Annotated in this window: 21 protein-coding genes; 1 reads left to right on the top strand and 20 read right to left on the bottom strand. The window is 31.1% G+C overall.

What is annotated here, in order from left to right:
* Positions 1 to 22: 22 nt before the first annotated feature.
* Positions 23 to 2,248, bottom strand: coding sequence for a hypothetical protein (locus tag MHI40_RS03655; RefSeq protein ID WP_340761548.1), 2,226 nt, complete (start codon positions 2,246 to 2,248; stop codon positions 23 to 25).
* Between the two features lie 179 nt (positions 2,249 to 2,427).
* Between MHI40_RS03655 and MHI40_RS03650 the strand changes: the two genes are divergently transcribed.
* Positions 2,428 to 3,249 carry an SLAP domain-containing protein gene (locus MHI40_RS03650; RefSeq protein WP_340761547.1) on the top strand — a complete coding sequence of 274 codons (822 nt, stop codon included), beginning with the start codon at positions 2,428 to 2,430 and terminating at the stop codon, positions 3,247 to 3,249.
* A gap of 191 nt (positions 3,250 to 3,440) precedes the next feature.
* Here MHI40_RS03650 and galE read toward each other — a convergent pair whose 3' ends face one another.
* From galE to MHI40_RS03555, 19 genes are all read right to left on the bottom strand, one after another.
* Positions 3,441 to 4,409, bottom strand: coding sequence for a UDP-glucose 4-epimerase GalE (galE, locus tag MHI40_RS03645; RefSeq protein WP_340761546.1), 969 nt, complete (start codon positions 4,407 to 4,409; stop codon positions 3,441 to 3,443).
* Positions 4,410 to 4,525: 116 nt separating this feature from the next.
* A complete protein-coding gene (locus MHI40_RS03640) occupies positions 4,526 to 5,935 on the bottom strand; it encodes an undecaprenyl-phosphate glucose phosphotransferase (protein WP_340761545.1) in 1,410 nt (469 codons plus the stop codon).
* Positions 5,936 to 5,962: 27 nt separating this feature from the next.
* Positions 5,963 to 6,832, bottom strand: coding sequence for a glycosyltransferase family 2 protein (locus MHI40_RS03635; RefSeq protein ID WP_340761544.1), 870 nt, complete (start codon positions 6,830 to 6,832; stop codon positions 5,963 to 5,965).
* Positions 6,833 to 7,333: 501 nt separating this feature from the next.
* A complete protein-coding gene (locus tag MHI40_RS03630; RefSeq protein ID WP_340761543.1) occupies positions 7,334 to 8,293 on the bottom strand; it encodes a glycosyltransferase family 2 protein in 960 nt (319 codons plus the stop codon).
* Positions 8,294 to 8,369: 76 nt separating this feature from the next.
* A complete protein-coding gene (rfbD, locus tag MHI40_RS03625) occupies positions 8,370 to 9,215 on the bottom strand; it encodes a dTDP-4-dehydrorhamnose reductase (protein ID WP_340761542.1) in 846 nt (281 codons plus the stop codon).
* Complete coding sequence (gene rfbB, locus MHI40_RS03620) at positions 9,212 to 10,234, bottom strand: dTDP-glucose 4,6-dehydratase (protein WP_340761541.1); 1,023 nt, start codon at positions 10,232 to 10,234, stop codon at positions 9,212 to 9,214. The genes rfbD and rfbB overlap by 4 nt, the downstream gene beginning before the upstream one ends.
* Positions 10,235 to 10,246: 12 nt before the next feature.
* Positions 10,247 to 10,804 carry a dTDP-4-dehydrorhamnose 3,5-epimerase gene (gene rfbC, locus MHI40_RS03615; RefSeq protein ID WP_340761540.1) on the bottom strand — a complete coding sequence of 186 codons (558 nt, stop codon included), beginning with the start codon at positions 10,802 to 10,804 and terminating at the stop codon, positions 10,247 to 10,249.
* An 18-nt stretch (positions 10,805 to 10,822) separates the two neighbouring features.
* Positions 10,823 to 11,695 carry a glucose-1-phosphate thymidylyltransferase RfbA gene (gene rfbA / locus MHI40_RS03610; protein ID WP_340761539.1) on the bottom strand — a complete coding sequence of 291 codons (873 nt, stop codon included), beginning with the start codon at positions 11,693 to 11,695 and terminating at the stop codon, positions 10,823 to 10,825.
* 19 nt (positions 11,696 to 11,714) lie between these two features.
* Positions 11,715 to 12,197: a hypothetical protein gene (locus MHI40_RS03605; protein WP_340761538.1), complete on the bottom strand. Its 483-nt coding sequence runs from the start codon at positions 12,195 to 12,197 to the stop codon at positions 11,715 to 11,717.
* A 14-nt stretch (positions 12,198 to 12,211) separates the two neighbouring features.
* The gene (locus tag MHI40_RS03600) at positions 12,212 to 13,537 is read right to left on the bottom strand and encodes a glycosyltransferase (protein WP_340761537.1); all 1,326 of its coding nucleotides are present in this window, start codon (positions 13,535 to 13,537) and stop codon (positions 12,212 to 12,214) included.
* Between the two features lie 47 nt (positions 13,538 to 13,584).
* Positions 13,585 to 14,505: an NAD-dependent epimerase/dehydratase family protein gene (locus MHI40_RS03595; RefSeq protein ID WP_340761536.1), complete on the bottom strand. Its 921-nt coding sequence runs from the start codon at positions 14,503 to 14,505 to the stop codon at positions 13,585 to 13,587.
* 111 nt (positions 14,506 to 14,616) lie between these two features.
* Positions 14,617 to 16,596: a hypothetical protein gene (locus tag MHI40_RS03590; protein ID WP_340761535.1), complete on the bottom strand. Its 1,980-nt coding sequence runs from the start codon at positions 16,594 to 16,596 to the stop codon at positions 14,617 to 14,619.
* Positions 16,597 to 16,616: 20 nt separating this feature from the next.
* Positions 16,617 to 17,837: a class I SAM-dependent methyltransferase gene (locus tag MHI40_RS03585; protein WP_340761533.1), complete on the bottom strand. Its 1,221-nt coding sequence runs from the start codon at positions 17,835 to 17,837 to the stop codon at positions 16,617 to 16,619.
* A 28-nt stretch (positions 17,838 to 17,865) separates the two neighbouring features.
* Positions 17,866 to 19,146 carry an ABC transporter ATP-binding protein gene (locus tag MHI40_RS03580; RefSeq protein ID WP_340761532.1) on the bottom strand — a complete coding sequence of 427 codons (1,281 nt, stop codon included), beginning with the start codon at positions 19,144 to 19,146 and terminating at the stop codon, positions 17,866 to 17,868.
* 21 nt (positions 19,147 to 19,167) lie between these two features.
* The gene (locus MHI40_RS03575) at positions 19,168 to 19,980 is read right to left on the bottom strand and encodes an ABC transporter permease (RefSeq protein ID WP_340761531.1); all 813 of its coding nucleotides are present in this window, start codon (positions 19,978 to 19,980) and stop codon (positions 19,168 to 19,170) included.
* Between the two features lie 65 nt (positions 19,981 to 20,045).
* Complete coding sequence (locus MHI40_RS03570; protein WP_340761530.1) at positions 20,046 to 21,230, bottom strand: glycosyltransferase family 4 protein; 1,185 nt, start codon at positions 21,228 to 21,230, stop codon at positions 20,046 to 20,048.
* A gap of 30 nt (positions 21,231 to 21,260) precedes the next feature.
* Positions 21,261 to 22,820, bottom strand: coding sequence for an O-antigen ligase family protein (locus tag MHI40_RS03565; RefSeq protein ID WP_340761529.1), 1,560 nt, complete (start codon positions 22,818 to 22,820; stop codon positions 21,261 to 21,263).
* A gap of 22 nt (positions 22,821 to 22,842) precedes the next feature.
* Positions 22,843 to 23,328, bottom strand: a complete 486-nt coding sequence (locus MHI40_RS03560; protein ID WP_340761528.1) for a tetratricopeptide repeat protein — start codon at positions 23,326 to 23,328, stop codon at positions 22,843 to 22,845.
* A gap of 741 nt (positions 23,329 to 24,069) precedes the next feature.
* On the bottom strand, positions 24,070 to 26,280 hold the full coding sequence (locus MHI40_RS03555; protein WP_340761527.1) for a hypothetical protein: 2,211 nt from the start codon (positions 26,278 to 26,280) through the stop codon (positions 24,070 to 24,072).
* Positions 26,281 to 26,664 lie beyond the last annotated feature (384 nt).

The following is a 26,664-nucleotide window of genomic DNA, read 5'->3' as shown; positions in this document are numbered from 1 at the left end:
CTAAGTTAGAAGGGATTAAAAGTCAGTATGCAGAATGGTTATTTACAAGTGAAGTAGATCCATTCCCTGTAATACTGAATGTAAGCTGATCTTGGTTTACGATTCCACCAGTCTCGGTAATGACAAATAACGAGGCTTTATGATCGAATCCAGCATCCACAGAAACGAAGTCCATGATTTGAAGAGTATTTTCATCTATATACTCAACTTTCACCACAGTGTTTCTTCCAAAGCCATCGTTTAATGTAATGGTTCCAGTTAACCCTTTTTTAAATTCATGTCCATAGGAAGGATTATGGAATGTAAATTCTAATGTGTCTGAAATAGATAAACCATTAGAACCCCTGTCATTTAAAACTATTTGAGTAGAAGCAAACGCTCCTTCATTAATGGTAGTTGTAGCAGGATTATTTGCATTTACTGCTCCTTCCCCACCTATTCCATCTTTGCCTGGAGCGTATTGATAAGCAACAAATGTATTAGCCACTTCCTGTATTAAGCTTACAGATCCAAGTGTCCAGTTTCCTTTCGCATCCACGATAGTATTACCTACCAGTACATCATTTCTATAGACTTTCACCTTATTACCCGGTTGTGCAGTGCCGCTTATATCATATGAGTACCCATCAAATGTGAGTGGAGAAGTGACTGGATTTTGGAATTCTAATTCTGCATCTGCCGTTATATCTACATGAATGTTCCAAGTGGAATGGTTATCTGTTCTTGTTTCATAACCAACTTCAACTCTATCTCCTTTAGAGAGTGCTTTTTCAAATACTTCTTGTGAAACTTGTTCACTATAGATAAAGAAAAGATCATTTGCATCCCATTTATATTTATAACCACCCGTATAAATAAAATCTCCTTCAGTAGCAATCTCGTTGCTATCAATGGTTAACATATAAGAGCCTTCTACATTTTGAAGCTGATAAAAATGTGTAATTCCTGCTTTTTTGGTGCTTTTATTACCATCTATTTTTTGTATTATTGGTTGGACATTAGTGACAGATGGAGTTTCGGCATTAAATCCATATGCAGCTGCTATTATAATTATTAGGTTTCCATTTGGGTCTGCATAGCTAATTGTCTCTTGACCACTTTCAATCCTTTGCCCGTTGACAGAAGTAATTACCGCTGAGGATTCTCCCAGGCTAATTTGCACTCTTCCGTTATAATTACTACCATCTAAATTAGTTAGTTTAGATGTATATACTTGGGAATCAGTCGTTTCAAGATATGCAGTTTCCTTATCGGTCAATGCGATACCTGTTGTATCAGGAACAGCTTCTGTCTTAAAGTTCAGCTGGTTTTCGTTCCAACTTACCGTATAACTTGTATTAGCGTTTAAATCAGATGTAGTCAATATCACTGATTTTTTGTCATTGGATAACTTAGCTGATTGGACAGTTTCACCAGAAACTTTAAATTGGCCAGCTACTAGGCCTTCTAAAGGTATATTGTAAGCTTTTGAGAAATTAACTGTTACGCTGTTTTTACCATCTGATGTTATGAACAATGGCTGTAAAGGTAAAGAATTTAATGTTTCATCGAATGCTTTAGTTAGAACTGTTCTAAATGTAAAATTCATGTTTTTGTTATCTATGTAAGAGTTGGCTTTGTCTAATTCTAAGGAAGCTTCTAGTAATCTATTCTTTTCAATAAAATCATTCGCATCGTCAAGGTACATTTTAACCGTTACGTCATATTTCACATCAGCGATTAATTTTTCCATGGATGGCTTCACTTGATTACGAATATTATCTCTAGTAGATTGCCCATATACTCGATCTAATAATTTTACTTGTTTTCTATATTCTGCTGTTGCTATATGGTAAGTAGCTTCTACACTACTAAGATTTGATGAATTTACCGCCTCTTGCAAATTACTTATTAAACTCCTAATTTTCTCACTAGAAGTTATAGCATCTATGTATGCTTGTGCTCGTTTTACCTGGATTTTTGGATCCACTAATTTAGCTTGAGCACTAAGTTGTTCAGAGATTGATAACTTAGTAGCAGCTTTTTCAACAGCCACGATGGTTTCTTTTGTCGTGTTATATTGCTCGTATGGGCGCGTTTGAAAATCAGCGGAGCCTTCTTTGGAAATGGACCATTTTAATATAGTTCCTGCATTTTGTGCATCTGTGACTAATTGAGTTATGTTAGGAGCTGCATTCACTTGCGGAACGGTGATAAAAGTAACTAAAAAAGTAATTATTATTGTAGAATATAAAGTTTTTTTCCTCATACTTGCCTCCATATTAAGATTGTTTATAGTTCGGAATGCCCCACATTAGTATATCATGCAAAGATAGACAAACTTATTTCTTAATAATGGAATGGTACTTGAATAGTAGTCTTTAAAATTAACTAGCTAGATTATGTTATAATAATAGTTAATTATGTAAAGAAGAAAGGAACTAAACAATGACAAATATTCCTACAACATATAAAACAGAATTAAACTTTTCAAAAGACTGGGATATATCTGCACCAGATAAATATATCTTCCAGTATTTCCATCAGCAATTAGAGAACTTAGAAGCAAATAAACTCCATATTCATGGAGTGAAATTGCACACTGTGGAGTCAGGAATTGTCGTAACAGCTATAATTAGACATTCGCTACCTAAAAAATTACGTCTAGAACAAGTAGTATTAGTAGTTAAAGATAAAGAAGGGAAAGAACTAGCGAAGAAACAATTTGATATGGAGTTATTTGGAGAACTAGAAGCTTGCACAGCAAGACCGTGGAATTTCCTATTTGAAATGGGCGATTTATTAGTGCCTTATGATGAACTTACAAACGAAATGGATTTTGAAATGGCATTTGAGTATTATGAAAAAGTTGTAAAAGATTTTGAACTGTACTTGGATGAAAATTGGTCGAAAGGCTTAACTGACGACCAGAAAGTCTATGTAAATAATCTACTAACTTCATTAGAACCTATTAAAGTGAATGAAATTTCAGTTGTGGGATTCCATTTTTATGAGTCAGATGACGCAATTAATATTTATATTATTATTCGTAATGCGTTCTCTAATTCATTAACAATTGAAAACTTGCCCATTCAACTATTTGATGCAGCGGGTGACATGGTATGTAAGCTTGGATTCCCTATTGGTGAATTTGAAATTGCTGCAAAACAAGCACGTCCTATAAGTTTGTCTTTCACTAAAGAAGTATTTATGAAAGAAAAACCAGATTTTAGCTCTTGGAAAATTGAAATGATTCCGCAGACATTGTAATACTATAGTAAAGATCAAATTAGATTTTCTATTAAATCGTCTTGCTATACGGTCTACCTTATGAAAAAATTATAAAAAGGATCCAATATCCTACTATCGATATGCAACAGCAATTATTTGTACATGGCCCTTAGGGATGTCCTTTTGGAATTCCTAAGGGCTTTTTCTTTATAGTATAGTAATCTCTTGTATTATGTACGACTAGAGTGCCATTTCCAGGCTGTTTCAATAATAGAAAGTATATCGTGTTCTGGTCTCCATCCAAGTAATTTCATAATCTTGTCAGAAGATGCAACTAGTTTTGCAGGGTCCCCTGCTCTACGTTCTTCTATTTGAATTATTGCTTTTTTTTGAACAACCCTTTCACAAGTACTAATTACCTCCATAACAGAATACCCAGAACCATTTCCAAGATTAAAAACTTCTCTATTTAACTTATTCTCAAGCAAAGCATGGAGTGAAAGTAAATGGGCTTTAGCTAAATCTGTGACGTGTACATAGTCACGAATACATGTCCCATCCTTAGTTGGATAATCACTTCCAAAGACGGAAATTGAGTCCCTTGTTCCAAGAAAGTGTTCTAAAATTAATGGTAGTAGATGTGTTTCAGGTGTATGATTTTCCCCAATTCTACCGTTAATATGTGCTCCTGCAGCATTAAAATATCGAAGAATAACATAATCTAAATTATAACTTTTAGCAAAGTCATCTAACATCCATTCAATAATTAACTTCGATTTACCATAAGGATTTATTGGATTTGTTGGAGCATCCTCCTTAATAATATCAACACTTGGTATACCATATGTTGCAGCAGTAGATGAAAATATAAACTTCTTTACACCATAGCTTAACATCGTCTTCAATAAGAAAAAAGTAGCATTTACATTGTTTTCATAGTATTTAAGAGGATTCACTATCGATTCTCCTACTAAACTTGAAGCAGCAAAATGTACCACTGCATCAATCTTGTAGTTCCTGAAAATATTATGTAATAACTGTTCATCTCCTAGGTTACCTTCAATGAATTGCGCTTTTTCGTGCACAAATTGGCGATGTCCAGTTGATAGATTATCTAACACTATAACTTCTTTTTCATATATTAATTCCTCAACAAAGTGACTACCAATATAACCCGCCCCACCAACTACTAATATCATACTTTCCCCCAATTATATTTTATGGCTTTGAGTAAAATAAATAAAAGAACTCATCAGAATTAGACGAATTCTTTTACTTCATAAACTTAATACGAAATTTTACTATACTTTAGCTTTTAATATGCATTTTTATTAACAAAACCATTGACGACAGTCTTAAATATTATTTTCACATCGAATAACAACGTCCAATTCTCAATATAATAGATATCATGATCAATTCGATTACGGATAGATGTATCTCCGCGTAAACCGCAAACTTGTGCCCAACCAGTAATACCTGGGCTCACTTGATGTTTTACCATATACTTTGGAACTTCTTCTTTAAACTGTTCTACAAAATATGGCCTTTCTGGACGTGGTCCAACAACACTCATATCACCTTTTAATACATTAAAAAATTGAGGTAACTCATCTAAACTTGTTTTTCTTATAAAAGAACCAAATCTTGTCCGACGTGGATCATTTTCGATTGTCCACTGAGTATTTGAAGTAATCTCTGGCATATGTTTCATAGAACGAAACTTATACATATAAAATTTTCTGCGATTTAAACCTACACGTTCCTGTTTAAATAGAACAGGACCAGAAGATGTTAATTTGACTCCTATAGCAACAAATAACAGGATAGGTGATATAAGAATTATAGCGAATAGTGAAAAAATTATATCAAATGCACGTTTTAGAATTCGGTTTACGAATTCATCTAATGGTACATCACGAACATTTATGATTGGTAAATCACCGAATCTCTCAAAATGAGGATTAGCTGGTAATATGTCATAAAAATCAGGAACGATAGAAACTCTTACTCCGGCCTTCTCACAAACTGAAATAATTTGTTGGTATTTTGGAAAGGCGGTTAATGGAAGAGCTACTACTACTTCATCCACTACTCTTTCTGTTAGAACTCTATTCAAATCTACTAATTTCCCCAATATAGGAACTTGTATATTACTATTTGTGCTATATTCACTTCTAATATCATCTAAAAATCCAAGTACTTTTAGTCCGTATTCAGGATGTTGAAGCAAATTCTGCATATATCTATTTCCTATAGATCCTGCTCCAAGTATTAATACAAATTGTCTATTAAAGCCCTTACTTCTTAAATTACGTAAACTCTGTTTGACCATAAATCTATAGATAATAGCAATCATGATATTTAATGCAAGATAGATCACTAGAAAAAGTCGTGAAATATCTACAGTCTTAACTATGAAGAGAACACTTAGCAGTATAAACATACTAAACAAATTCGATTGACATATTTTCGCTATTTCCCGAGCAAATTTCATCTTTCTTTTAGGAGCATAAAGACCAGTAATAAAAGAGACACCAATATAGCTAGTTGAATAAACTATATTCCAAAGAAAATAAGTTGAAAGTGGCAAATAAGCCCCTAAACCCTCTCCATCAAACAAATAAAATCGAGTAAACCATGCAATAAAGAAAGATACCTGTATAAAAATAAAATCTACACCCATATATAGCTGTGTTATAAATCTCTCTTTCCCTCTAATCATGATACACACCCTAATTCGTAAACTTTTTTATGAACGCTTACTATTTAATAAATTTAATAAGATTGACAGCGTTAGTTTCATAAATATCCCTGTATAAACAATACCATTAATAAAAAAATTATATTTCTTAGAATAATGCTTCTGATGAAACAATAACATAGCTCTGTGAAACTCATAAACTATTTTAAATGGTTTCTTCCTGCTACTTGCACCTTTATAGTGCACGATGGAAACCTGTGGATTGTAAATAATCTTCCATCCCGATTCCTTTATCCGAAAACACCAATCGATATCTTCACCATACATAAAGAAGTTCTCATCTAACATGCCAATCTGATTGATAGTCTCTCGTCGAACCATCATAAATGCACCTACTAAACAATCAATCTCATGTATACTATCCATTTTTAAATAGCTCTTGTGATATCCATTAAATCTAGGATTATGTGGATATCTCTTCGCTATACCTGTCATATAATAAAATGAAGCTTCAGGAGTTGGAAACCCTCGATGGCAAGCTTTATCTAAACTACCATCTGGCAATAATACTTTACATCCCATTGCACCAACATCATTATGTCGATTCATATATTCAATTGTAGAAAACAGTGTATTCTCTATGACTATTGTATCAGAATTTAACAATAAAACATAGCTTCCTTTTGAAACAAGTATTGCTTGGTTATTTGCTTTAGAGAAACCGACATTCTCTCTATTTTCAATAATACTCACATTAGGAAATTCACTTTTTATTGCTTCAACTGACCCATCTGTAGAATTATTGTCGACTACGAATATTTCAAACGAATAAGATAAAATAGAACTATATATAGACTGAATACACTCAAGCGTGAGCTTTTTTGTATTAAAATTAACAATGATAATACTAAGATCCATTACTTAAACTTCCTCTTTTCACCAAATAATAAGTAAGTGTTGAAAAATAAATATCCTTGTTGAATATTCTTTTTCTTTTAACTCCTATTCTAACCTTATTTTAGTAGAACTACTACTATATAGAAATAAAATAGGTGAGCGCAATCTTAGCACTCACCTGAATATTAGTTGTTTTACTATTAAAAACTTTCATGAATGTCATAATATTTATTTTTTAAAGAATTTTTAAAAAATATCGATACCGAATAATTAGGAACTTCTCCTTAAACCCATACAGTCCGAATAAAATATAAACTTGCATTTACATCAAATACATTATCCGTACTTATATATAATATTTTTGCAATTATATCTCTGTTTCTGTTTCTGTTTCTGCTCGCTCTACACATAACAAGATGCAATAATAAAAAAATAATAATAACTATACTAATTAACTGAATATTATGTAAATAATAATTTTCTTGGTATTATAGATTAACATTACTAAGTTTCGTTACTTATTTACCACATACCTTTAAAATATGAATAAATCTGTTTATTTGTTTTTTTACGATTTAGTTGAATCATTTTTCTTTTTTCGAACATGTGCTTATATTCTCGTATAAAGCTTTTCCAAACCAATAACAGTTTTCGTTCTCTCAAAATCGCGTAAGTAAAACTAGCTATTTCGTATGCAATAATAAATGGTAAATGTAAAGCAAAATAAGATAATTGGTCATTTTTTAGTATGCAATAATACCTATTAATATATGACTTTTGTCTAATATACAACGGTACCTGGGACCTTTTCTTTTCCTCTTGCCATCCCCTGCCATGCTCCGCAATGGAATCTGGGATGTACTGACTTTTCCATCCAAGAAGCAGAGCACGCCAACTAACATCTATGTCTTCTTTATATGCAAAAAAACTTTCATCAAAAAACTGTCCTTGGTAAGAAATATCTTTAATCATTTCTCGTCTATATACCGCTGCAGCTCCAGAAACTCCAAATATCTCTTTTGAATAATCATATTGTCCTCTATCTATTTCACCTGATCCTCTATCAAAGGCACGGCGATTTTTCTTAATGATAATCCCCGCACTATCTAATATCTTCATATCTATATCTCTATAAAGCTTACCAGTTGCCATCCCTATTTCGGTATCGTATTCCATAACAGAAATAATATTTTTCATATAATCTTTGCTGAGGCGTACGTCTGGATTCAATACTAAGATATAATCCGATTTCGAAATGCAAATACCTTGATTATGTCCGCCAGCAAAGCCATTATTATAATCATTTTTTATTAGTTTTATATTATTAAACACTTCAACAATTTGAAGTGTTTTATCCGATGATTGATTATCTATAATTGTCACTTCTTGAATTGGATATGATTGAGAAAAGACTGAATCCAAGCATTTTTTTATATCTTTTCCACTATTATAAGTCACTATTTGAACACTAACTTTAGGCATAATGGCCCCCTAACTTTAATTAGTTACCACTCATAATGATAACCTCAATATAAAAATAACAATCTATAATAGATTGTTATTTTTTAAGATTATTCAAAAAAGAAGATAATCCCTCTCTCCAGTGACGCATCGATGAAAAACCATTTATATTTAAAGCCATATTATCTAGCGCTGAGTATTGTGGTCTCTTTGCTGGTGTTGGATACTGATCTGTTGTCAATGCATTTAACTTTATATTTTTACCAGTCTCTTCAAAAATTGCTTTAGCAAATTCATACCAAGAGCAAGATCCACTATTTGTACAATGATATATTCCAAATTTATCTGTTTTAATCAATTTAATGATAAATTCTGCTAAATCCACTGTATAAGTTGGAGAACCAATTTGATCATGAACTACACCCAACTCATTTCGAGTTTCTGCAAGTTTAAGCATTGTTTTTACAAAGTTTGATCCATATTCTCCGTAGACCCATGATGTACGAACAATAAAGTACTTAGAACTCAGCGATTGAGTGAGTTTTTCACCTATATATTTAGATTTACCATATACCCCTAAAGGCTTACATTCATCATATTCTTTATAAGGTACTTCTCCAGTACCATCAAATACATAGTCTGTACTTACATAACATATTTTTGCTCCAACTTTTTCAGCAGCAACCGCTAAATTTCTCTGTGCATAACCATTAATATTATACGCTAAATATTCTTCTGACTCTGCTAAGTCTACTTTAGTAAAAGCCGCTGTATTAATTATTACATCTGGTTGAATTTCTCCGACCACTTTTTGAACTTTTAGCTCATCAGTAATATCTAATTCAGTCTTAGTAAATGCAAAAATGGAAAATGAAGTTGCTTTAAACTGATCAACTAATTCTTGACCAAGTTGACCATTTGCTCCAGTTAGCATTACTTTCATAAACCTTTTTCCAACTTTTTATCATATTGATTTTTATAATAGTTTTGGTAATCCCCTGAAAGAATATTTTCCCACCAAGAACGATTATTTAAGTACCAATCAATTGTTTGTTCTAATCCTGTTTCAAAAATGTACTTAGGTTCCCATCCAAGTTCTATTCTTAACTTTGTCGCATCAATCGCATAGCGGCGATCGTGACCAAGTCGATCTTCTACAAATTTAATAAGCGATTCTGGTTTATTTAAATGCGATAAAATTGTTTTTACTACATCAATGTTTGTGCGTTCATTATGTCCACCGACATTATAAACTTCTCCATTTGCACCTTTATGAACAACCAAATCGATAGCACTGCAGTGATCTTCAACATGTAACCAATCACGAACATTTAACCCATCTCCATAAACAGGAAGTGGCTTATCATTTAGTGCATTCAAAATCATTAATGGAATTAGTTTTTCTGGAAAATGATAAGGACCATAATTATTAGAACATCTTGTAATATTAACAGGTAACCCAAATGTCTCATGATAAGCTTGAACGAGTAAATCTGCTCCAGCTTTACTTGCACTATATGGACTATTTGGAGCCAAAGCCGTTTCTTCTGTAAAATACCCAGAGTCCCCCAAAGTTCCATAGACTTCATCCGTAGAAACTTGAACGTATTTTTTTACACCATACTTTTTGGCAGCATCTAATAATACTTGAGTCCCCTGAATATTCGTTTTAACAAAAATCCCAGGATCTGTAATACTACGATCCACATGAGATTCTGCTGCAAAATTAACAACAACATCTATTCCATCATTAAAAATAGTCTCTATAATATTAGAGTCTGTAATATCACCCTTAATAAATTCATAATTACTTTTATCTTCTGATTCTCTTAAGTTTTGAAGATTTCCTGCATATGTTAGCGAATCAAGATTAATAATTGTATAAGAAGAATATTTTCGAACCATATAGTTTACAAAATTACTACCAATAAATCCTGCTCCACCAGTTACTAATATTTTCATCTGTATTACTCCTTACTTTTTATAAATAAAATGAAGATCTGCATCATTTATACACGGATGTTGTAAATCCTTTTCTGATAAAATTGGATTTGAAATTGGCCACGGGATATTTAATGTAGAATCATCCCATGCAATACCTCGATCATGCTCAGCAGAATAATAATTGTCTACTTTATAAATAACTTCTGTATTTGGCACAAGTGTACAAAAACCATGTGCAAAACCTTTAGGAACCAATAATTGTCTATTGTTATCTTTTAATAGAATAAATCCTTGCCACTGTTTGTAAGTTGGCGAACCTTTTCTAAGATCTACAATTACTTCATAGATTCCACCATGTATTACTCTAACTAATTTAGTTTGATCATATGGCTCTATCTGATAATGAAGACCTCTAATTGTACCAACTTCTTTAGACAATGAATGATTATCCTGAATAAAGTTATAATGTAAACCTTCTTTCTCAAAGCTTTGAAAGTTATAACTTTCAATAAAGAACCCTCTATAATCTTTATAAACTTCAGTTTCTATTAGGTACGCATCATCAAATATTGTTTTTATTAATTTCAAATTTTACAACTCCCTAATTTAACGAGTTCGTTTATATAAATCAATTAGATATTGCCCATAAGCATTCTTTTTTAGAGGTTCTGCTAACTCAAGTAAATGCTTATCAGTAATATAGCCTTTATTGTAGGCAATTTCTTCTAAACAAGCCACTTTAAGACTTTGACGACGTTCAATTGTTTCTATAAACATTGAAGCCTCTAAAAGTGATTCATGTGTACCAGTATCTAACCACGCAAAACCTCTTCCTAATAATTCTACTTCTAAATTACCTTGTTTTAGGTATATTTTATTTATGTCTGTAATTTCTAACTCTCCACGTTCAGAAGGTTTAATTGATTTAGCGATTTCAACTACTTTATTATCATAAAAATACAGTCCTGTTACTGCATATGTTGATTTAGGTACTGTTGGTTTTTCTTCAATCGAAAGCACTGTTCCATTTTTATTAAATTCAACTACTCCAAATCGCTCTGGATCTTTTACATTGTAGCCAAAAACTGTAGCACCATCTTTTTTATTTGAAACTCTCTCTAATATGGATGTAAAACCATGACCATAGAAAATATTATCTCCTAAAATTAAAGCTACGGAATCTTCACCGATAAATTCTTCACCTATTATGAAAGCTTGTGCTAGTCCATCTGGAGATTTTTGAACTGCATATTCCAAAGAAATCCCCAGCTCATTTCCATCACCTAACAGTTGTTCAAATCTAGGTGTATCCTCTGGGGTAGAGATAATTAAAATATCTTTTATACCTGCAAGCATTAAGATTGATAATGGATAATAAATCATAGGCTTATCATATACTGGTAATAATTGTTTTGAGGTGGATTTTGTTAAAGGATATAGCCTAGTTCCACTGCCTCCTGCTAAAATAATTCCTTTCATAATTGTGCCCTCACTAACATTAATTTTTTAAAAGCTCTATTTTTTTATCTAATTTATCTAAGTTGTTTTTGTACATATAAATAAGCAAAATTAATATTGATAAGAAAATCAGTATCATACTAACAAATATTAGTATTACATTATCTTTCTCAAACATTTTACTTCCTTCTGTACCTCCTTGGATATAACTTTCAAAAGCTTGACCTTTTATGTATACATCTCCATTGAGATAAATTCCCCCAAAGCTATCTATTACTAAAAATTCGGTTTGATCATTTTTATCAACAACTCTAATTCCACCATCAGCCATCTTTATCGTTATCCATTCTTTTCCATCTTCTGAATTTGGCCAACGTAACCCTTGAGATATAGTATCTTCCCCATCAATATTAACTGTATTTTCAGATGTTTTTACATTCGACTCTGCACTCACAATTGTATAGTTATAAGTGACTGCTATAACCATTAAGCCCAGTAATACTATTTGTTTAATATTCTTCATAGCGCACCTCTAATTTATTTTTTTCTATAAATAAATGAACGAATCTTTCTTATCAAAAGATCTTTTTCTCCTTTTATTAATAAATTTATACCATTCAAAATATATGCAGAATACATATTACTATATGTTCCCTTAATTTTATAACGCATTGACTTCCCTTTTGAAATTGTAGGTTTAGATAATATATAGTTCTGCAAACATATAGTCGTAGTATTCCAATCAAGACTTTCCTTTAACTTACTAAAGTTATTAAATGAGGGTGGATTATCTAATAAATACTCTATATTTCTAGCAAGTTCATTTGCATTTTGAACGGGAATCACATTTCCAATATTATGATTACTTACATATTCTGAAATAATATCTCCTTCAGTTGTTAAAATAGGTAACTCACACCAAATATAATCAAGTAATCGAGTCCTAAATGCAAATCTTGTCTCAATATGATTTAAATGAACATTTAATCCTATATCGCTCTCTAATAAATAATTATGGCGTTCATTATAGTCTACCCAATCATTAAAGAATACGTATTTATCCTTCAAATTTTTCAATTCCGTATATTTAATTAATTCTTTCACCTTATTTGAAACAGGAACTCGCGGGTTGGGATGATTAATACCCATAAAAAATAATTTAATATCTGTTCGACTATTTAATAGAATTTCTATAGCCTCTATTGCTGTTTTAGGATCTAACCAATCCCATACTCCCCCACCCCAAAGTATTATTTTATCTTCATTTTTTATATTGGGTATTATCCCCTTCATAACTTTCTTATCTTTCCTTGGAGTGGAATTACTTAAACCAAATGGAACAACACCAATCAAATGATCAAAAGATTTATCAATTTCATATTCTAGTGGATTAATTCTATTTAACCCAGTTAACATACCAATCCACAGATCTTTCTGCTTCTCAGTTGCACATATAAAATAATCCCCCCATTGCAATTGATCAATCAAAACTGACATTGAAGACTTATGTAATTGATTTTGCACATCAAGGTTACGCCCATTGGCATTTACTTCTAACTCTTCAAAAATAAATGGATCGTAAAGATCTATTATTAAAGGCGTTTTCATTTTCTTTATATATGAATTTTCCCATAGAGTCCTTCCTTGAATTAATATACAATCAATTTCCCCTGTCATTTCGAGTAAGGTACTTTTATTAAAAGTTGCAATTACAAAATATTCTTCTTTTAAATCGCATTCATTAGGTGTTAACAAAGTAACATTAAATTTTTTTGATAAACTTCTAGCTATTTCTAAGTACCTGATTCCAGGGCCAGCCATTTTAGAATTTACTATATCACTAGATATTATTATTACATTCATAAAAGTCCACCTAACATAATTAAGTATTTTTTTCTATTAATCATATTCTAATTATAATCGCTCTTTATTATCCATTCCCAACTTCGCTTTACACCTTCATAAATATCTACCTTGGCCTCCCAAGCTAAACATTCTTTTGCTTTTGATACCTCTAAAATATTGCTAATCGTATCAATCTTCCTAGAAGATTTATAAACCACATCGACATCGCACTGAGTTACCTCTTTAATGATTTGTAGTATTTGATTTAAGCTATAATTCACGCCACTTCCGATATTTAACACTCTATTATTTGCATTGCTTGTTAATGAAGCGTATAAAGCTTCTGTAACATCATCTATAAAGACATAATCTCTTGAGATCGATCCATCTCCCCAGATTTCAATTGGCTCATTCTTATATATCTTACCTAAGAAAACACTAATAACGCCTTGATTCCCAAATGGATTTTGATAAGGACCATATGGATTGGCAATTCTCAAAACGCTATAATTTAAACCATGTAAATAATTGTACATAAATAGGTATTTTTCAATAGCTAATTTTGAGATTCCATAAGCACATATCGGATTAGTTGGAGCGTCTTCAGTTAAAGGTAAAGAATTGTTAGGAATTCCATAAACGGTTCCTCCTGAAGATGTGAAAATAAACTTTTTCACATTATACTTGACGGATATATTTAGTAACTCGATTGTATTTTTTACATTAGATGTTAAATCTGCTACAACATTTTCATTTGAAGTTTTAGGATTAGTTGTACTTAATAAATGATAAATAATATCTATATTTTCAAATTCACTTTCATATTGTGATATTTCCTCAAAATTTGCGTCTATATATAAACATTCAGGCAACCTTCTATTCTTATTTGATCCACCAAATACTTTGACATTATGTCCTTCCTTAATTAAACGTAATATCAAGTTATGACCAATAAATCCCTGACCACCCGTTACTATTATATTCATAAGTCCACCTTTATATCTTTTTATAATTTATAATTCAAGCTGTCTTTTATACTACTTTTTTCAGTAAAAAATTTAGTTTAGTAATCATGTAAGTATTTCACGCACAAACTATTAATTGGCTGTTAATCTTCTTTCACGGTCATTGTATAACCCTTTAATAACATGTAAATTATTTTCCACTAAAAATCCTTGTGGCCATGTAGTATTTTCAAGAAAATCTAAAAAACTCTTTTTCCCATTCTTTGACACTAATGCCTTAATAAATAATCCTACCGGGAAATTTATACGCTTATCTACAAAAGAACCTACGCCAAATGTTTCATTGTGTGACAGATTAAAAAATGCATGTGTCAACTCTTTCTTAGGGTTTGCAATAATATTTCCCAAAACTTGATACGCTAAGTCTCTTAGATCACTACTAATTAAAGCATGATTTCTAACTTCCTCGCTTAAATATTTAACTTTTGAAATAACGCCTTCTTGAAAATAATATATATATTTTGTATATATTTCATTTTCGGCTATATCAATATTCTTTATCGCTGAAATCTTCCCATCATTAAATTCATAATTTACTACACTACCGTTAGGGGAATTACAAATCATTTCTAACGGCGCAACATGTTTTAGATATTTCTTTGCATCTTTAGAAACAAAGCTTTGTTTCTTTACATTTATAGGTTGAACATTTATAAAATCAAATAAACCTAAGTAATAACCAAAGATTTCTTTTCTAGGAAGTAAATAAGCTAAGTTATCTTGGATGGTGCCCCTCCATCCTATATCAACAATAGCTATTTTACCTGTATCTTCACTAATTCCTTTTGTAGTTAAGTACTTTAATAAATTTTCTCTTCTGTGCTCTATTATGAAATTAATTCTATTTTTAAAGTTTAAATCATTAAACAATGCTTGAATTCTTTCGTCAAGCCAGGGATATTGAATAACTTCATCCAATTCTATAGAATACTCATTCATTAAGCCATCAAATTCATTTAATTCCACATTTAAAGTGGAGAAAAATGCTCTCATAGATTGGCTTGAATACATATTCCATACTCTCATCATTTCATCTAATGAAATCTCACTTAGAGATGGGGCAAAAGTAGCGATTCTACTCACTTCTAAAATCTCAGCCTGAGGGATTGGAACACCAAACGGGTTTGATTTTTCTATCTCTCTATGTATTTTTGCGAAAAATTCTCCTTCTCTTGTAAAATAATATACTTTGTCAATTTTTTGTTTTATACATTCTTCTATAATATTCAAAATATATGTAAAGAAAAACAAAGAGGTGTCTTCGCCATATTTTTTTAATTTATCTTCTTTTATAGCTATTTTTTCTTTAATTGAAGGGTCAAAGTAACTTATTTGATTTTGTTCTCTTAACCAAAATGCCTTGTCAATAGCTCTTTTCTTTAATAATTCAGTATTATTAATATACTCTAGTGCTTGGATACCAAATTGATTTGGTACCTTATAATCACTATGCGGATTATCTCCAATATGAAGCTGTTTTTCCGCACTAATATTTAATTTTTTTTGAGTATCTAGAAATAGATTACCACTTCTTTTATTTAAACCTACTTCACTAGAAACTATTTTATAATCAAATTTTAATGGAAATCCATTTTTTTCTAAAAGTTTATCTATAAAATTGGATGATGAATAAAAATCCGAAATGTAAGCTAGTTTATCATAACTATATTTTTTTATTAATTCTATAATGTTATCATCTAAGTATGTTACATGCATTTCCTGCTCTAACTCTACTTCTATTAACTCATTCACTAATTCTTCAATACTAATATCAATATCAGTAGAAATTACGGTATTTATAAGATGATAAAATACTTCATTTAACGAATATTCATCGTCAAAACCATTTGCTTTTTTTTGCTGACCTACATACCCTTCTGCTTTTCTTCTTTCACTTAGTAGTGCATTGATATCATTATATTCTTCACTTAAATACCTTGAATACTTCAAATAAATATACTTTGATGTGTGTAATTTTATTTCATCGGGATGACACTTTCTTCTAAGAACAGTGTCCCAAATATCTAAACTTAATAACTTATAATTTTCCATTGTCTACTCCATTTTTAGATTTATTTTTTTAAAAAAAATAACCATTTTTTTATTTTAAAATACTTTGTTTTAATGCTTTCTAATTCAATAGCAATACTATTTTTTTCAGATTTTACATTTTCTAAATCTTTCTCTGAAGAAAGTATTATCTGCTCTTGTTCGATTGATTTATTCAAAATCTGTTTAAACTGTTCTTCTTTTGTATTGATAATTTGTTTTTGATCTTCAATTATTTGCTCCATTTTTTCCATTGCTTCTGCTCGTTCAATAAGTAATCGTTCTTGTGCAATTACTGTTTCTTGTTTATCATTTATCATACTTTCCATTTTTTCCATTGCTTCTTCTCGTTCAATAAGTAACCGTTCCTGTGCAGTTACAGTTTCTTGTTTATCATTTATCATACCTTCCATTTTTTCCATTGCTTCTTCTCGTTCAATAAGTAATCGTCCCTGAGCTATTACTGATTTTTCTTTATCAATAATAATTTTTTCCATTTTATTTATAGCATCTAATCTATCTAGTGCTACTTTATCTAACTCCGTAGATTTTAAGTATTCAAGTTCGTATCTTGCTTTATACTCGTAATAACCAATTTTTTCTTCTAAATTTTCATGCACAAGTTTTTCATATATTAAATTACTTTTTGGAAATACAACACCTAGACCCCAACTATGTGAAAACTCAAAATAGTTATATTGACTTTTCAGTTCTTTCCAGAAATCTGCTGATCCGTAGCCTGTATATTCTGCAATATCATGAAGGAGTACTACTCCATTATCTTTTAATTTAGGTAGCCATGAATAAAAATCATGTTTTACAGCTTCATAACTATGAAATCCATCTATGTGTAGCAAATCGATGGAGTTATCTTCGACTATATCCAAAGTATTATCAAAAGTATCTCTATTTAGTGTAATTTTAACATCGGAATAAATTTCGTTTACTGTTTTAGTTACTACATTAAAAACTTGATCGTCATAGAATCCCGCATGATTATCTCCTTCCCAGGTGTCAACTGCAACCAATTTTGAATTTAATGAATTATCTTTGATTGCTTGTGCAAATGAAAAGAAGGAACAGCCATAATGTGTTCCTAATTCGACTATTAAATTTGGATTTAAGAAACAAACTAAATCGTAAGCAAAATTCCTATGACCACTCCAAGGAGAGCCTATTAAATTTGGGATTAAATTGTCTGATTCGTATTTTGGTTGATTATTGATATTCCATTTTTCTTTCATTTTACCACCCATTTTTTTTTTTTAAAATTCACTTTTTGATTCTTTTAACCTTTATCGAATCTATATTATTATTAAATAACGCATGCATAGTTTTATTTGGGCTAATATTATTTAATTCGATAACATTCTGTGCCCAACACTGAACAACGTGCACTAATTCATGTGTACCTTCACCTACACCGATTGTTAAAAAATAATGTCCTTCTTTTATTTCAGGCCAAACAACTGTCATTTCAACTTCAAACATTCCTTCATCTGACAAATTGATATTTTTAAATCCTGAAGTAAAAGTATTTTCCCCAAAGATATTGTTACCATGTTTATCATTTACTAAATAACCTACAATTAAATTGTTCATAGATCTCATACTGTCTAAAAGAAACTTTATAATAATTACATCACCACGTTTTACATAACCCTTATACTTACTTTGGTTTATAGTAATATTGTAACTATCAATCTTTACTTCTAAAGCTCCACCAAGTTTACTTTCATCAATTCGATGCCAATCGCTTCTTTGACTGTTAGTTAACGCTACTCCATCTTCTTGAACTACGGGACTCTTTGAAAAAATTTCAGTATGAAGCTCTTTTGTATACAATTCTAAGGCACCTAAAGGATCTCCATCATATTTAATTTCCCCATTAGAAAGCAAAATAGCCCTGTCTACCATATTTGAAATGGCATTCATATCATGAGTTACTAGTAGCTTCGTCGTATTTTTCATCTGTTCTTTCATATATATATTACATTTTTGTTGAAAAAAGATATCCCCAACCGCTAATGCCTCATCAACGATTAATATATCTGGCTCAAAACTGATTACAGTTGCAAATGCAAGTCGAGCGAACATACCACTTGAATACTGTTTTACCGGCTTATTAATATAATCTCCAATATCAGCAAAGTTCATAATTTCGGGTAACTTTTGCTCCATTTGTTCTTTTGTATAGCCCATTATACTTCCATTTAAAAAGACATTTTCAATTCCTGAATACTCAGGATTGAATCCTGCACCTAGTTCTAATAGGGAAGTAATCCTTCCATTCACGACCGTGTTCCCAGAACTTGAATTCAATATACCTGCAATAATTTTTAAAAGTGTCGATTTTCCAGACCCATTCTTACCTATAATACCTAGTGTTTCACCTCTTTTTAGTTCAAAAGAAATATTTTTTAAGGCATAAAATTCATTGTGAAGTTTCTTTGAAAACGGATTAAGCGATTCTTTCACTCTATCCTTAGGTGAGTCATACAATTTATAAATCTTAGAAACATTATCTAATTTAATGGCTGTTTCGTAATTCATCTTTTCCTCCAAAACTAATAATTATAATACATCTGCAAAGTGTGGTCGTAACACCTTATAAAGAATAAAACCTACTATAGTTGTTAATATAATGAATGACCAAAAATATAGAGTCAAATATATATCACTAACCCAAAACCATTGATTTTCAAAAAAAGATAACCGATATCCTTCTACTAAATAATAAAATGGATTTAATTTAATGAAAACTACAAACTTTTCTGGCAAAATATTAGAAGACCAAAAAATAGGCGTAATCCAAAATCCTACTTGTATGACAACACCAACAATATATGCCATATCTCTAAAGAAAACGTATAAAGTCGAGGTTAAAATTGATAATGTAGTACTTAAAATTACCATGCATACTAAAAAATACAGTATTTGGAGCCAATAAATACTTGGAGTATACCCATATAGTATCAATATAACTAATAATACAAAAAGAAAAAATAAATGGATAAATAAAGAGGTAACAATTCTTACAAGAGGTAATATACTAATCCTAAAAGCTATTTTACTTACCAAATAGCTGTTTTCAACAAACGAATGTGTCGCTCTACTAAAACTCTCTGATATAAAAAACCAAGGAATAATTCCCGCTAATAACCATAATGTAAATGGAACATCACTAATTGGCTGCGTCTTAAACCCTACTTGAAACACAAACCAAAATATAAAAATAGTAATTGCAGGTTGAATGAAAGCCCAAGTACTTCCTAATAAAGATCCAAAGTACTTCGATTTAAAATCTTGTTTTGTTAAACTCCAAAATAATTTTCGATCATTATATAAACCAATCAACTTACTGAAAATTTCATTAATATTATTCATCTAATTTTCGCCTCAAAAATTCTTATTATACTTACTTTTATACAAATATTTTAACATGGATAAATTCAATTTAGCATCTTTCGCTTTATCTTACGTAACAATTTATATACTATGTTTTTTTTATATGCTGGAACCATTATTAATTGCTGTGGTAGATCAGTTTGATTTTGATAATATTCTGCAGTTATTGGCTCCTTATTGTATAATTTATTTATTTCAATATTTGTGTCTTCGTCATCATTTAATATTCTAATTACATTTTCATAAAATTGCTGATATCCATACTCCAATGTCTTATCTTTCATATATTCTACTCCAAATTTAGACATTTCTTCTCTTTTATCTTCGTCCACTAATATTTGGATAATAGCCTCTGCCAATGATTCCGGTGTCTGATACGCTAATGATACACCTCCGTCAGGCAAATCATACAAATTATTTTCCCTATATATATCTACTACTGGTAACCCAGTTGCCATCATTTCAAAGGGGATTCTTGAAGGGTTCGAAGAACTTATACAAAAGCCAACTTGGCACTTATTATAGAGTTCACTAAGTTGATTATAAGTCTGTAATGGTAAAACCTCATGTGGAAACCATACATGATGTCGTAATTCAGAACCAAATAAATAAATTTTTACATCTGGTAGACGATGTTTTACTATACCTAAAGCTTCAATTCCCATTGCACTACTTCTTCTTGGTTTATCTGGTTGATAAACAAAGCAGACTGCTTTTTCTTTTCTTACAGTAGGCATAGGATAATAAATACTCGTATCCGCACAGAAATCAAAATACTTCGAATCGTTATTATATTCAGAGTTCAATTTATTCGTTAACCATTTTCCAATAGTTACTGCCTTTAAACCATATGTATATGAGTTTTCTGCTAATAAATAGCCTTCCCCCATTGGATTAAAATAAGCTTCAAAATCTTGAACAAAATAAGCCTTTTTACAATCTTGATTAAGATCCCGTACAATCTTAGCTGTATACCAAGCAGTTGCAAAAATTAAATCATATTTATGTTTAACATTAAAACCTGCAAAAATCTCACCACTAATAGCACCAAAATAATTCTCAATATGCATTCTCAATTCTTTGTCGTTTTTTTTACCATCTGGGTTTTCTACATAAGCATGACACTCAAAACCTTTTGACGAAAGATAGTTCATATTATAAAAAATATTGCTTATTCCCCCAGATCCTTCTATTGGATAAGGTACTAACCATGCTATTTTTTTAGTCATATAAATCTCCTTTAATACTTTTTTGTGAAGCTACTTATTTTTTTGTTTATACAATAACCCCATCATTATACCTGCAATTATCCATAGAGGTGTTGCAGTACCTGGTAGTGTGTCATTAAATAGAGATTGGAATAAGTAAGCTAGCCAAGTAATAGCTAGTATTACAACAATACCTGAGCTTTCTTTAAATCGAAAAATTCCTTTTAAAGATGCAAGTACACTCAATATAACAATACCCATAAAACCTATAAAACCAATAACACCTGTCCCATATAAAACACCGATATAAACATTATGTGGTTTATCAATTATTACTGATCCTGTTTCTAAATTTGCCCGTAAATCAATATGTCCTTGTGGGAAATTGTACATTAGTGTATCTAGACCATAACCGAACAATGGGCGTTCTAGCGTTAGTTTAATAGTGTTTTCCCATATAAAGATCCGTCCTGATCCAGGTCCGACTCCGGATTCCGGTAAAGTTGGTAAAACGAAAGCTGAATCTGCTGCATAAGCCTTTGTTTCTATAAATAATTGTGGATTCCATTTTTGATTATTATCATAAGTAACTTGTGGCTCATCTATATATGGATTATCGGAAATGAAGAACCCTACAGACTCATCCCAAACTTTTGAATTATGCAAAGATAATACGTGAAGGATTCCTGCTGTAAAAGCACAAAAAATCACAATTGATATGAGAGCCATTTTTTTATTAACTGACTTTATTGCTAACCAAAGTATAAAAGGAGTCACACATATAAGTGTTAGGAAACCACTAGTGGACAGTGCCATCAACATAGTTGAAACAGACAATAACAGAATGACGAAATTTACTAATCTTCGTAAATTATTCATATCAATTACAACCCATGCTATATACATAATCGTAACTATAGAAAACATTCCACTTATATAGTTCCCATGATTAAGAGTACCTAATAAGTTGGAACCTTCCCCAAATTCTATACCAGGAGCAAAAATAGTCAAAGCGTTAATAATGATGTCATATTTCAGCGCATCATGTCCTGTGAAATTCATTGTAATTAATATGAAGTTTATAATAACTAAAGGATAGAAAGCGTAAAGAACATACTCTACTATTCTGTTAGGATATGTAATATGCATAGCGACAAACATCAACAGAACGTAACATATGTATGAAAGTCCTCCATCTGAGCGATTGTACTGACCATAGAGTGCTATAGTCTTAGTTTCTGAAAACATAGTGGCTATAATAATTGAAAGTACAAAAATTGCAAAAAACCATAAAATCGGTCGTTTTGGTAATCGATAATCTAAGAAAAATAATTTATATAAAAACATTCCAACAGCAAGTATAGTCAGAGGAATTAGCGCCAGTAATTTATAATACGTAAATATATCAATTTTTTGACCTGAAACCAGTTGATCCATATTTGATATTATTGGACTCACTACTTCTGTTATATGCCCTCCAATTAGCAAGGGAACTAAGATAATTACTAAAATTAATATGAAAGATATCCATCTATCTATTTGTTTTTGTGACTTACAATCTTCTTCAGCATCACGTTTAATATGTATTTTCCTATTTAAAGTATTACTCATTTAAATACTCCTTATCATGAACTCATTGAATGTTGGTTAATAACGTATCTACTTGATTTAAATAATTTGGCATTTGATCGGGAATAGGTAAGCTCTTACATTTAACTAGTACTTCTTTTGCTTCTTTTAGTTTTTCTGCATTAATTAGTATATTTGCATATTGGATCATAAAGGTAGAATCTTCTACCATATATGGATTTAAATCAAGCACCTTTTGATATACCATAGCTGCACTTTTCCATTCTCCTAAATTTGCTAAGGTTGAGCCAATGTAATATTTAACTACATGGGAACTTGAGTAGTCCCTCTCTACAGATTTCATTAATTGTAGAGCTTGATTAAAATGTTCATCTTCAATATATTTTAATGCTTGATTAAAAGATGCTTGCTCAGTTAACATTTCATTATCTTGTTTGTTCCCTGTTAAGGATGCATATCCTAAACCAATAAGTACTAATGCAACTAGTACTGCCACCATAAATCGGACGGTTACGTCTTTAATTTTCATTCACCTATTCTCTACCTTTCCTCTTAATAATTCTATCTTTATACTAACATCATTATATACAAAATATTTCCTAATTGATAGCAATTATGGAAATTGATAATTATCTAGCTCTTATTCAAATTAGATGAGTTTTATTAGGTTTTTATGCCAATATAAAAATATATACAAAAGTATAATAGATGTAATCCAGCCTTACTATAAATAATCTCAATCCTTTGTTTTGTGTAAATCAATCGTTCAACAAATTTTAGAAGCAAACTGCTATTATATCCAAACCTATAAGATTTTTAATTTCCATTGACTACCTCCCCTTCCGATTATTACTCATTTAATTTGGAAAACTTCCTTCGTCATAGTATGGAATCATTTGCATTCTTTATATATTCCTCGTGCTTTAAAGTGAATGCCATTTATAAATATAAATGCAAAGCAATGTGTATTTAAAAACTTAATATAGGTTTACAAAAATTAGAAAGGCATATTTACAAATAACAATTCTATACTTTTACTTGTACTTTTTGTAAATAGTTCTTCCATAATAATTAAACATTTTAAGCCTTATTCCAAACGAGCTTTCATAGAATTATATAAACAAGAACAATATCTTTTTAGGTTTTCATGAATCTCAAGATAAAGTTATTACAGACAAAAAACTGCACCCTATAGTTAGTAAGAAACTAACTATTGGGGTGCAGTTTAAACAATAAGCTTATTTAATTAGTTAAAAATTTGTACTTTATATTAAAAAGTAACATTTTCCTTAACAGTTAGTGATAAGTTATCTTTATTTTTAATACCTTCAATGCTCATGATTCTATGGTTATGCGATTCTGCAGTTACAAAACCAGCTTCAGTAGAAATAACATCAATAATTTGTACAGTATTTGCACCTGTTACTCTTACTTTATATACTCCAGTTTTAGATCCTGCATCTTTAACAGTAACAGTACCTTCGTCACCAATCGTAAAGTCATTATTAGCTACGTCATCGAAGTAAGAAAGAGCTAAATTAAGAGTATCCCCATAACCTACAACTGAGTCAGAAGTAGTTGTATTACTTAGGCTAGCAGCCGAAACTTGGAATGGACCTACATAAACATCTTCAGAAACAGCTACATTTCCTGTAATATTAGAAGCAGTATCTACAGTTTGACCAGGAGCTACTTGAATAGCTCTAGCAGTAGCAGTTGTACCTGGTAATCCTAGGTTACCTGCTTGCACAGACCAAACTCCATTTGATACAAGTCCAGTACCAATTAGGTTTCCGGTATTTACATTATAAAGGTACACTGTATATCCATTGTTTCCAGTACCTTCAAATTTATAGTTTAATCCGAAACCATCATAAGTTACATCATCTGATGGATTAGTAAATTTAACATTACTGAATGTTACGTCAGAAGTAATATTAAAGTTTGAACTATTAGCAGCTACTGATGCATAAGTAGTAGCTACTACAGTGTCATTATAAGACAAAGCAGCCTTGAATTGTTCTAATGATACTACGTTACCAAGAACGTGGAATACATCATTTGCATCATAAGAGTACTTAACACCATTAACTGTGAAATAGTTGTTAGTAGTATCATGGAAACCGTTGAATACTGTGCTTGTTAATGCAGCTGCAGTTGCTTTTGCATAAACATAAGTTCTTCCTAGCTCAAGAACTTTATTATTATCAAGTTTTTTAACAGTAGGAACGAAGCTTGTTTCAGAACCTGTTGCACCAGTAATAACAATAGTCAAAACACCATTAGATGGTACTGATACTGTTGTAGAATCACCAGTTGCAGTTGCGCCATTAATACTTGAAAGAGTAGCTTTACCTGCAGCATTTAATGCGATTGTAACTTGACCATTGTAGTTAGTTAAATCGTCATTTTTAACAGTTACTTTATAAACACGAGTTCCACCAGTCTCAATTCTTGCAACTCCAACTTCATCTACGAAAAATTTATTATCTGCTGCGTTTGGTGCTGTTGTAAATGATTTACCAGTATCTTTACCTTGGTAGAATAATTTATAAGTAGTACCTTTCGCTTGTGTAGATGTTGTAAGTGTTACAGTTTTGCGATCTGCAGAAACAACAGCTTTTTGTACCGTTAATCCTTGGTCGAATACAAATTGACCTGCCGGTAATACTGCATCAACTTCTTTAGTGAATTTAACCGTTACTGTATTAGCGTCAACACTAGTAACAGAAAGAACTGATAATGGTAATGCTTTTGCTACGTCTGCATAATTTTGATCTAATTGTTTTTTGAATGTAAATTTAGCATCTTTAAGGTTTAAATTATAGTCAGCTTTTGCTAATTCAGCAGCCGCTTCTTCAAATTTGCTATCTTTGATTAAAGCTGAAGCTTTAGCAAGATGCATGTTTACAGTTACGTCATACTTAACTGATTCAAGTGCAGCTTCCATAGCTGGTTTAACAGCGTTACGGATACCGTCACGAGTAGATTGTCCGTATACACGGTCTAATAATTTAGCTTGTTTTGTTTTGAACTCAAAACTTGCTGAATGGTATGCAGTCTCTACTTTAGCAAGATCACCAGATTTGATAGCTGCATTAAGTGTATCAGTTAATCCAACGATTTTAGTACTTGAGTTAATAGCATCGATGTATGCCATTGCACGTTTAATTTGAGTTTTTGGTTCAACAAGTTTTGCTTGAACATTTAATTTTTCTGTTGCTGACAATTTTGCAGCTGCAGTTTCTGCCGCTTTAACTGCTGCTTTAGCTGCATTGTACTCTGTAGTTGGAAGTGTTTTGTAATCCGCAGAACCTTCTACTGAGATAGCCCATTTTAATACTGTACCTGCATTTTGTGCGTTTGTTGCTAATTGGTTTACATTTGTTGCTGCATCTGCTTGTTGCGCTGGTGCTACTGCAACGAAAGCTGAAGCTGCTACTGCAGTTGAAGCTGCAATTTTGATAGCTGTTTTCTTCATAAACTTGTGATCTCCCTTCGCTTGTGTGGTGCAATTTTGTAGTGTGTAATGCCGGTCGCTGATCGCGTCCAATATCGTCACCCTAACTAATATATGAGTATACAAAACTCATACACTAAAATCAACTAATATCGTAAAAGATTACCAGTTTTTTTCAAGATTGACATTTTGGAAGCACCAAGGACTCCATTACATATTCCATATTACAGCAATGTAACCAATAACGCTAGTTTTTTTTATGATTAATTTATACTATCTTTTTATATTAATAGATTCTTCTTAATTTTACTTCTTATTACTCAATTAATTATTTAAAATCTTTTTTAAAATATTTAATTAAATGTGTGCATTTTTTTATATTTGTGTTATCATGTACTGTATAGA

This window comes from Psychrobacillus sp. FSL H8-0510, assembly GCF_038008345.1.
GTDB classification, from domain to species: Bacteria; Bacillota; Bacilli; order Bacillales_A; family Planococcaceae; genus Psychrobacillus; species Psychrobacillus psychrotolerans.
This window is presented reverse-complemented; position numbering and strand designations above follow the sequence as displayed.

Excerpts from the sequence above, each read along its gene's own strand:
- rfbB (WP_340761541.1), bottom strand. The coding sequence starts at position 10,234 with ATGAAAATATTAGTAACTGGTGGAGCAGGATTTATTGGTAGTAATTTT.
- MHI40_RS03630 (WP_340761543.1), bottom strand. The coding sequence starts at position 8,293 with ATGCCTAAAGTTAGTGTTCAAATAGTGACTTATAATAGTGGAAAAGAT.
- MHI40_RS03555 (WP_340761527.1), bottom strand. The coding sequence starts at position 26,280 with ATGAAGAAAACAGCTATCAAAATTGCAGCTTCAACTGCAGTAGCAGCT.
- galE (WP_340761546.1), bottom strand. The coding sequence starts at position 4,409 with ATGATATTAGTAGTTGGTGGGGCGGGTTATATTGGTAGTCACTTTGTT.
- MHI40_RS03595 (WP_340761536.1), bottom strand. The coding sequence starts at position 14,505 with ATGAATATAATAGTAACGGGTGGTCAGGGATTTATTGGTCATAACTTG.
- MHI40_RS03565 (WP_340761529.1), bottom strand. The coding sequence starts at position 22,820 with ATGAGTAATACTTTAAATAGGAAAATACATATTAAACGTGATGCTGAA.
- MHI40_RS03635 (WP_340761544.1), bottom strand. The coding sequence starts at position 6,832 with ATGGATCTTAGTATTATCATTGTTAATTTTAATACAAAAAAGCTCACG.
- MHI40_RS03640 (WP_340761545.1), bottom strand. The coding sequence starts at position 5,935 with ATGATTAGAGGGAAAGAGAGATTTATAACACAGCTATATATGGGTGTA.
- MHI40_RS03570 (WP_340761530.1), bottom strand. The coding sequence starts at position 21,230 with ATGACTAAAAAAATAGCATGGTTAGTACCTTATCCAATAGAAGGATCT.
- rfbD (WP_340761542.1), bottom strand. The coding sequence starts at position 9,215 with ATGAAAGTAATGCTAACTGGAGCAAATGGTCAACTTGGTCAAGAATTA.
- rfbA (WP_340761539.1), bottom strand. The coding sequence starts at position 11,695 with ATGAAAGGAATTATTTTAGCAGGAGGCAGTGGAACTAGGCTATATCCT.
- MHI40_RS03580 (WP_340761532.1), bottom strand. The coding sequence starts at position 19,146 with ATGAATTACGAAACAGCCATTAAATTAGATAATGTTTCTAAGATTTAT.
- MHI40_RS03655 (WP_340761548.1), bottom strand. The coding sequence starts at position 2,248 with ATGAGGAAAAAAACTTTATATTCTACAATAATAATTACTTTTTTAGTT.
- MHI40_RS03590 (WP_340761535.1), bottom strand. The coding sequence starts at position 16,596 with ATGGAAAATTATAAGTTATTAAGTTTAGATATTTGGGACACTGTTCTT.
- MHI40_RS03605 (WP_340761538.1), bottom strand. The coding sequence starts at position 12,197 with ATGAAGAATATTAAACAAATAGTATTACTGGGCTTAATGGTTATAGCA.
- MHI40_RS03575 (WP_340761531.1), bottom strand. The coding sequence starts at position 19,980 with ATGAATAATATTAATGAAATTTTCAGTAAGTTGATTGGTTTATATAAT.
- MHI40_RS03650 (WP_340761547.1), top strand. The coding sequence starts at position 2,428 with ATGACAAATATTCCTACAACATATAAAACAGAATTAAACTTTTCAAAA.
- MHI40_RS03560 (WP_340761528.1), bottom strand. The coding sequence starts at position 23,328 with ATGAAAATTAAAGACGTAACCGTCCGATTTATGGTGGCAGTACTAGTT.
- MHI40_RS03585 (WP_340761533.1), bottom strand. The coding sequence starts at position 17,837 with ATGAAAGAAAAATGGAATATCAATAATCAACCAAAATACGAATCAGAC.
- MHI40_RS03600 (WP_340761537.1), bottom strand. The coding sequence starts at position 13,537 with ATGAATGTAATAATAATATCTAGTGATATAGTAAATTCTAAAATGGCT.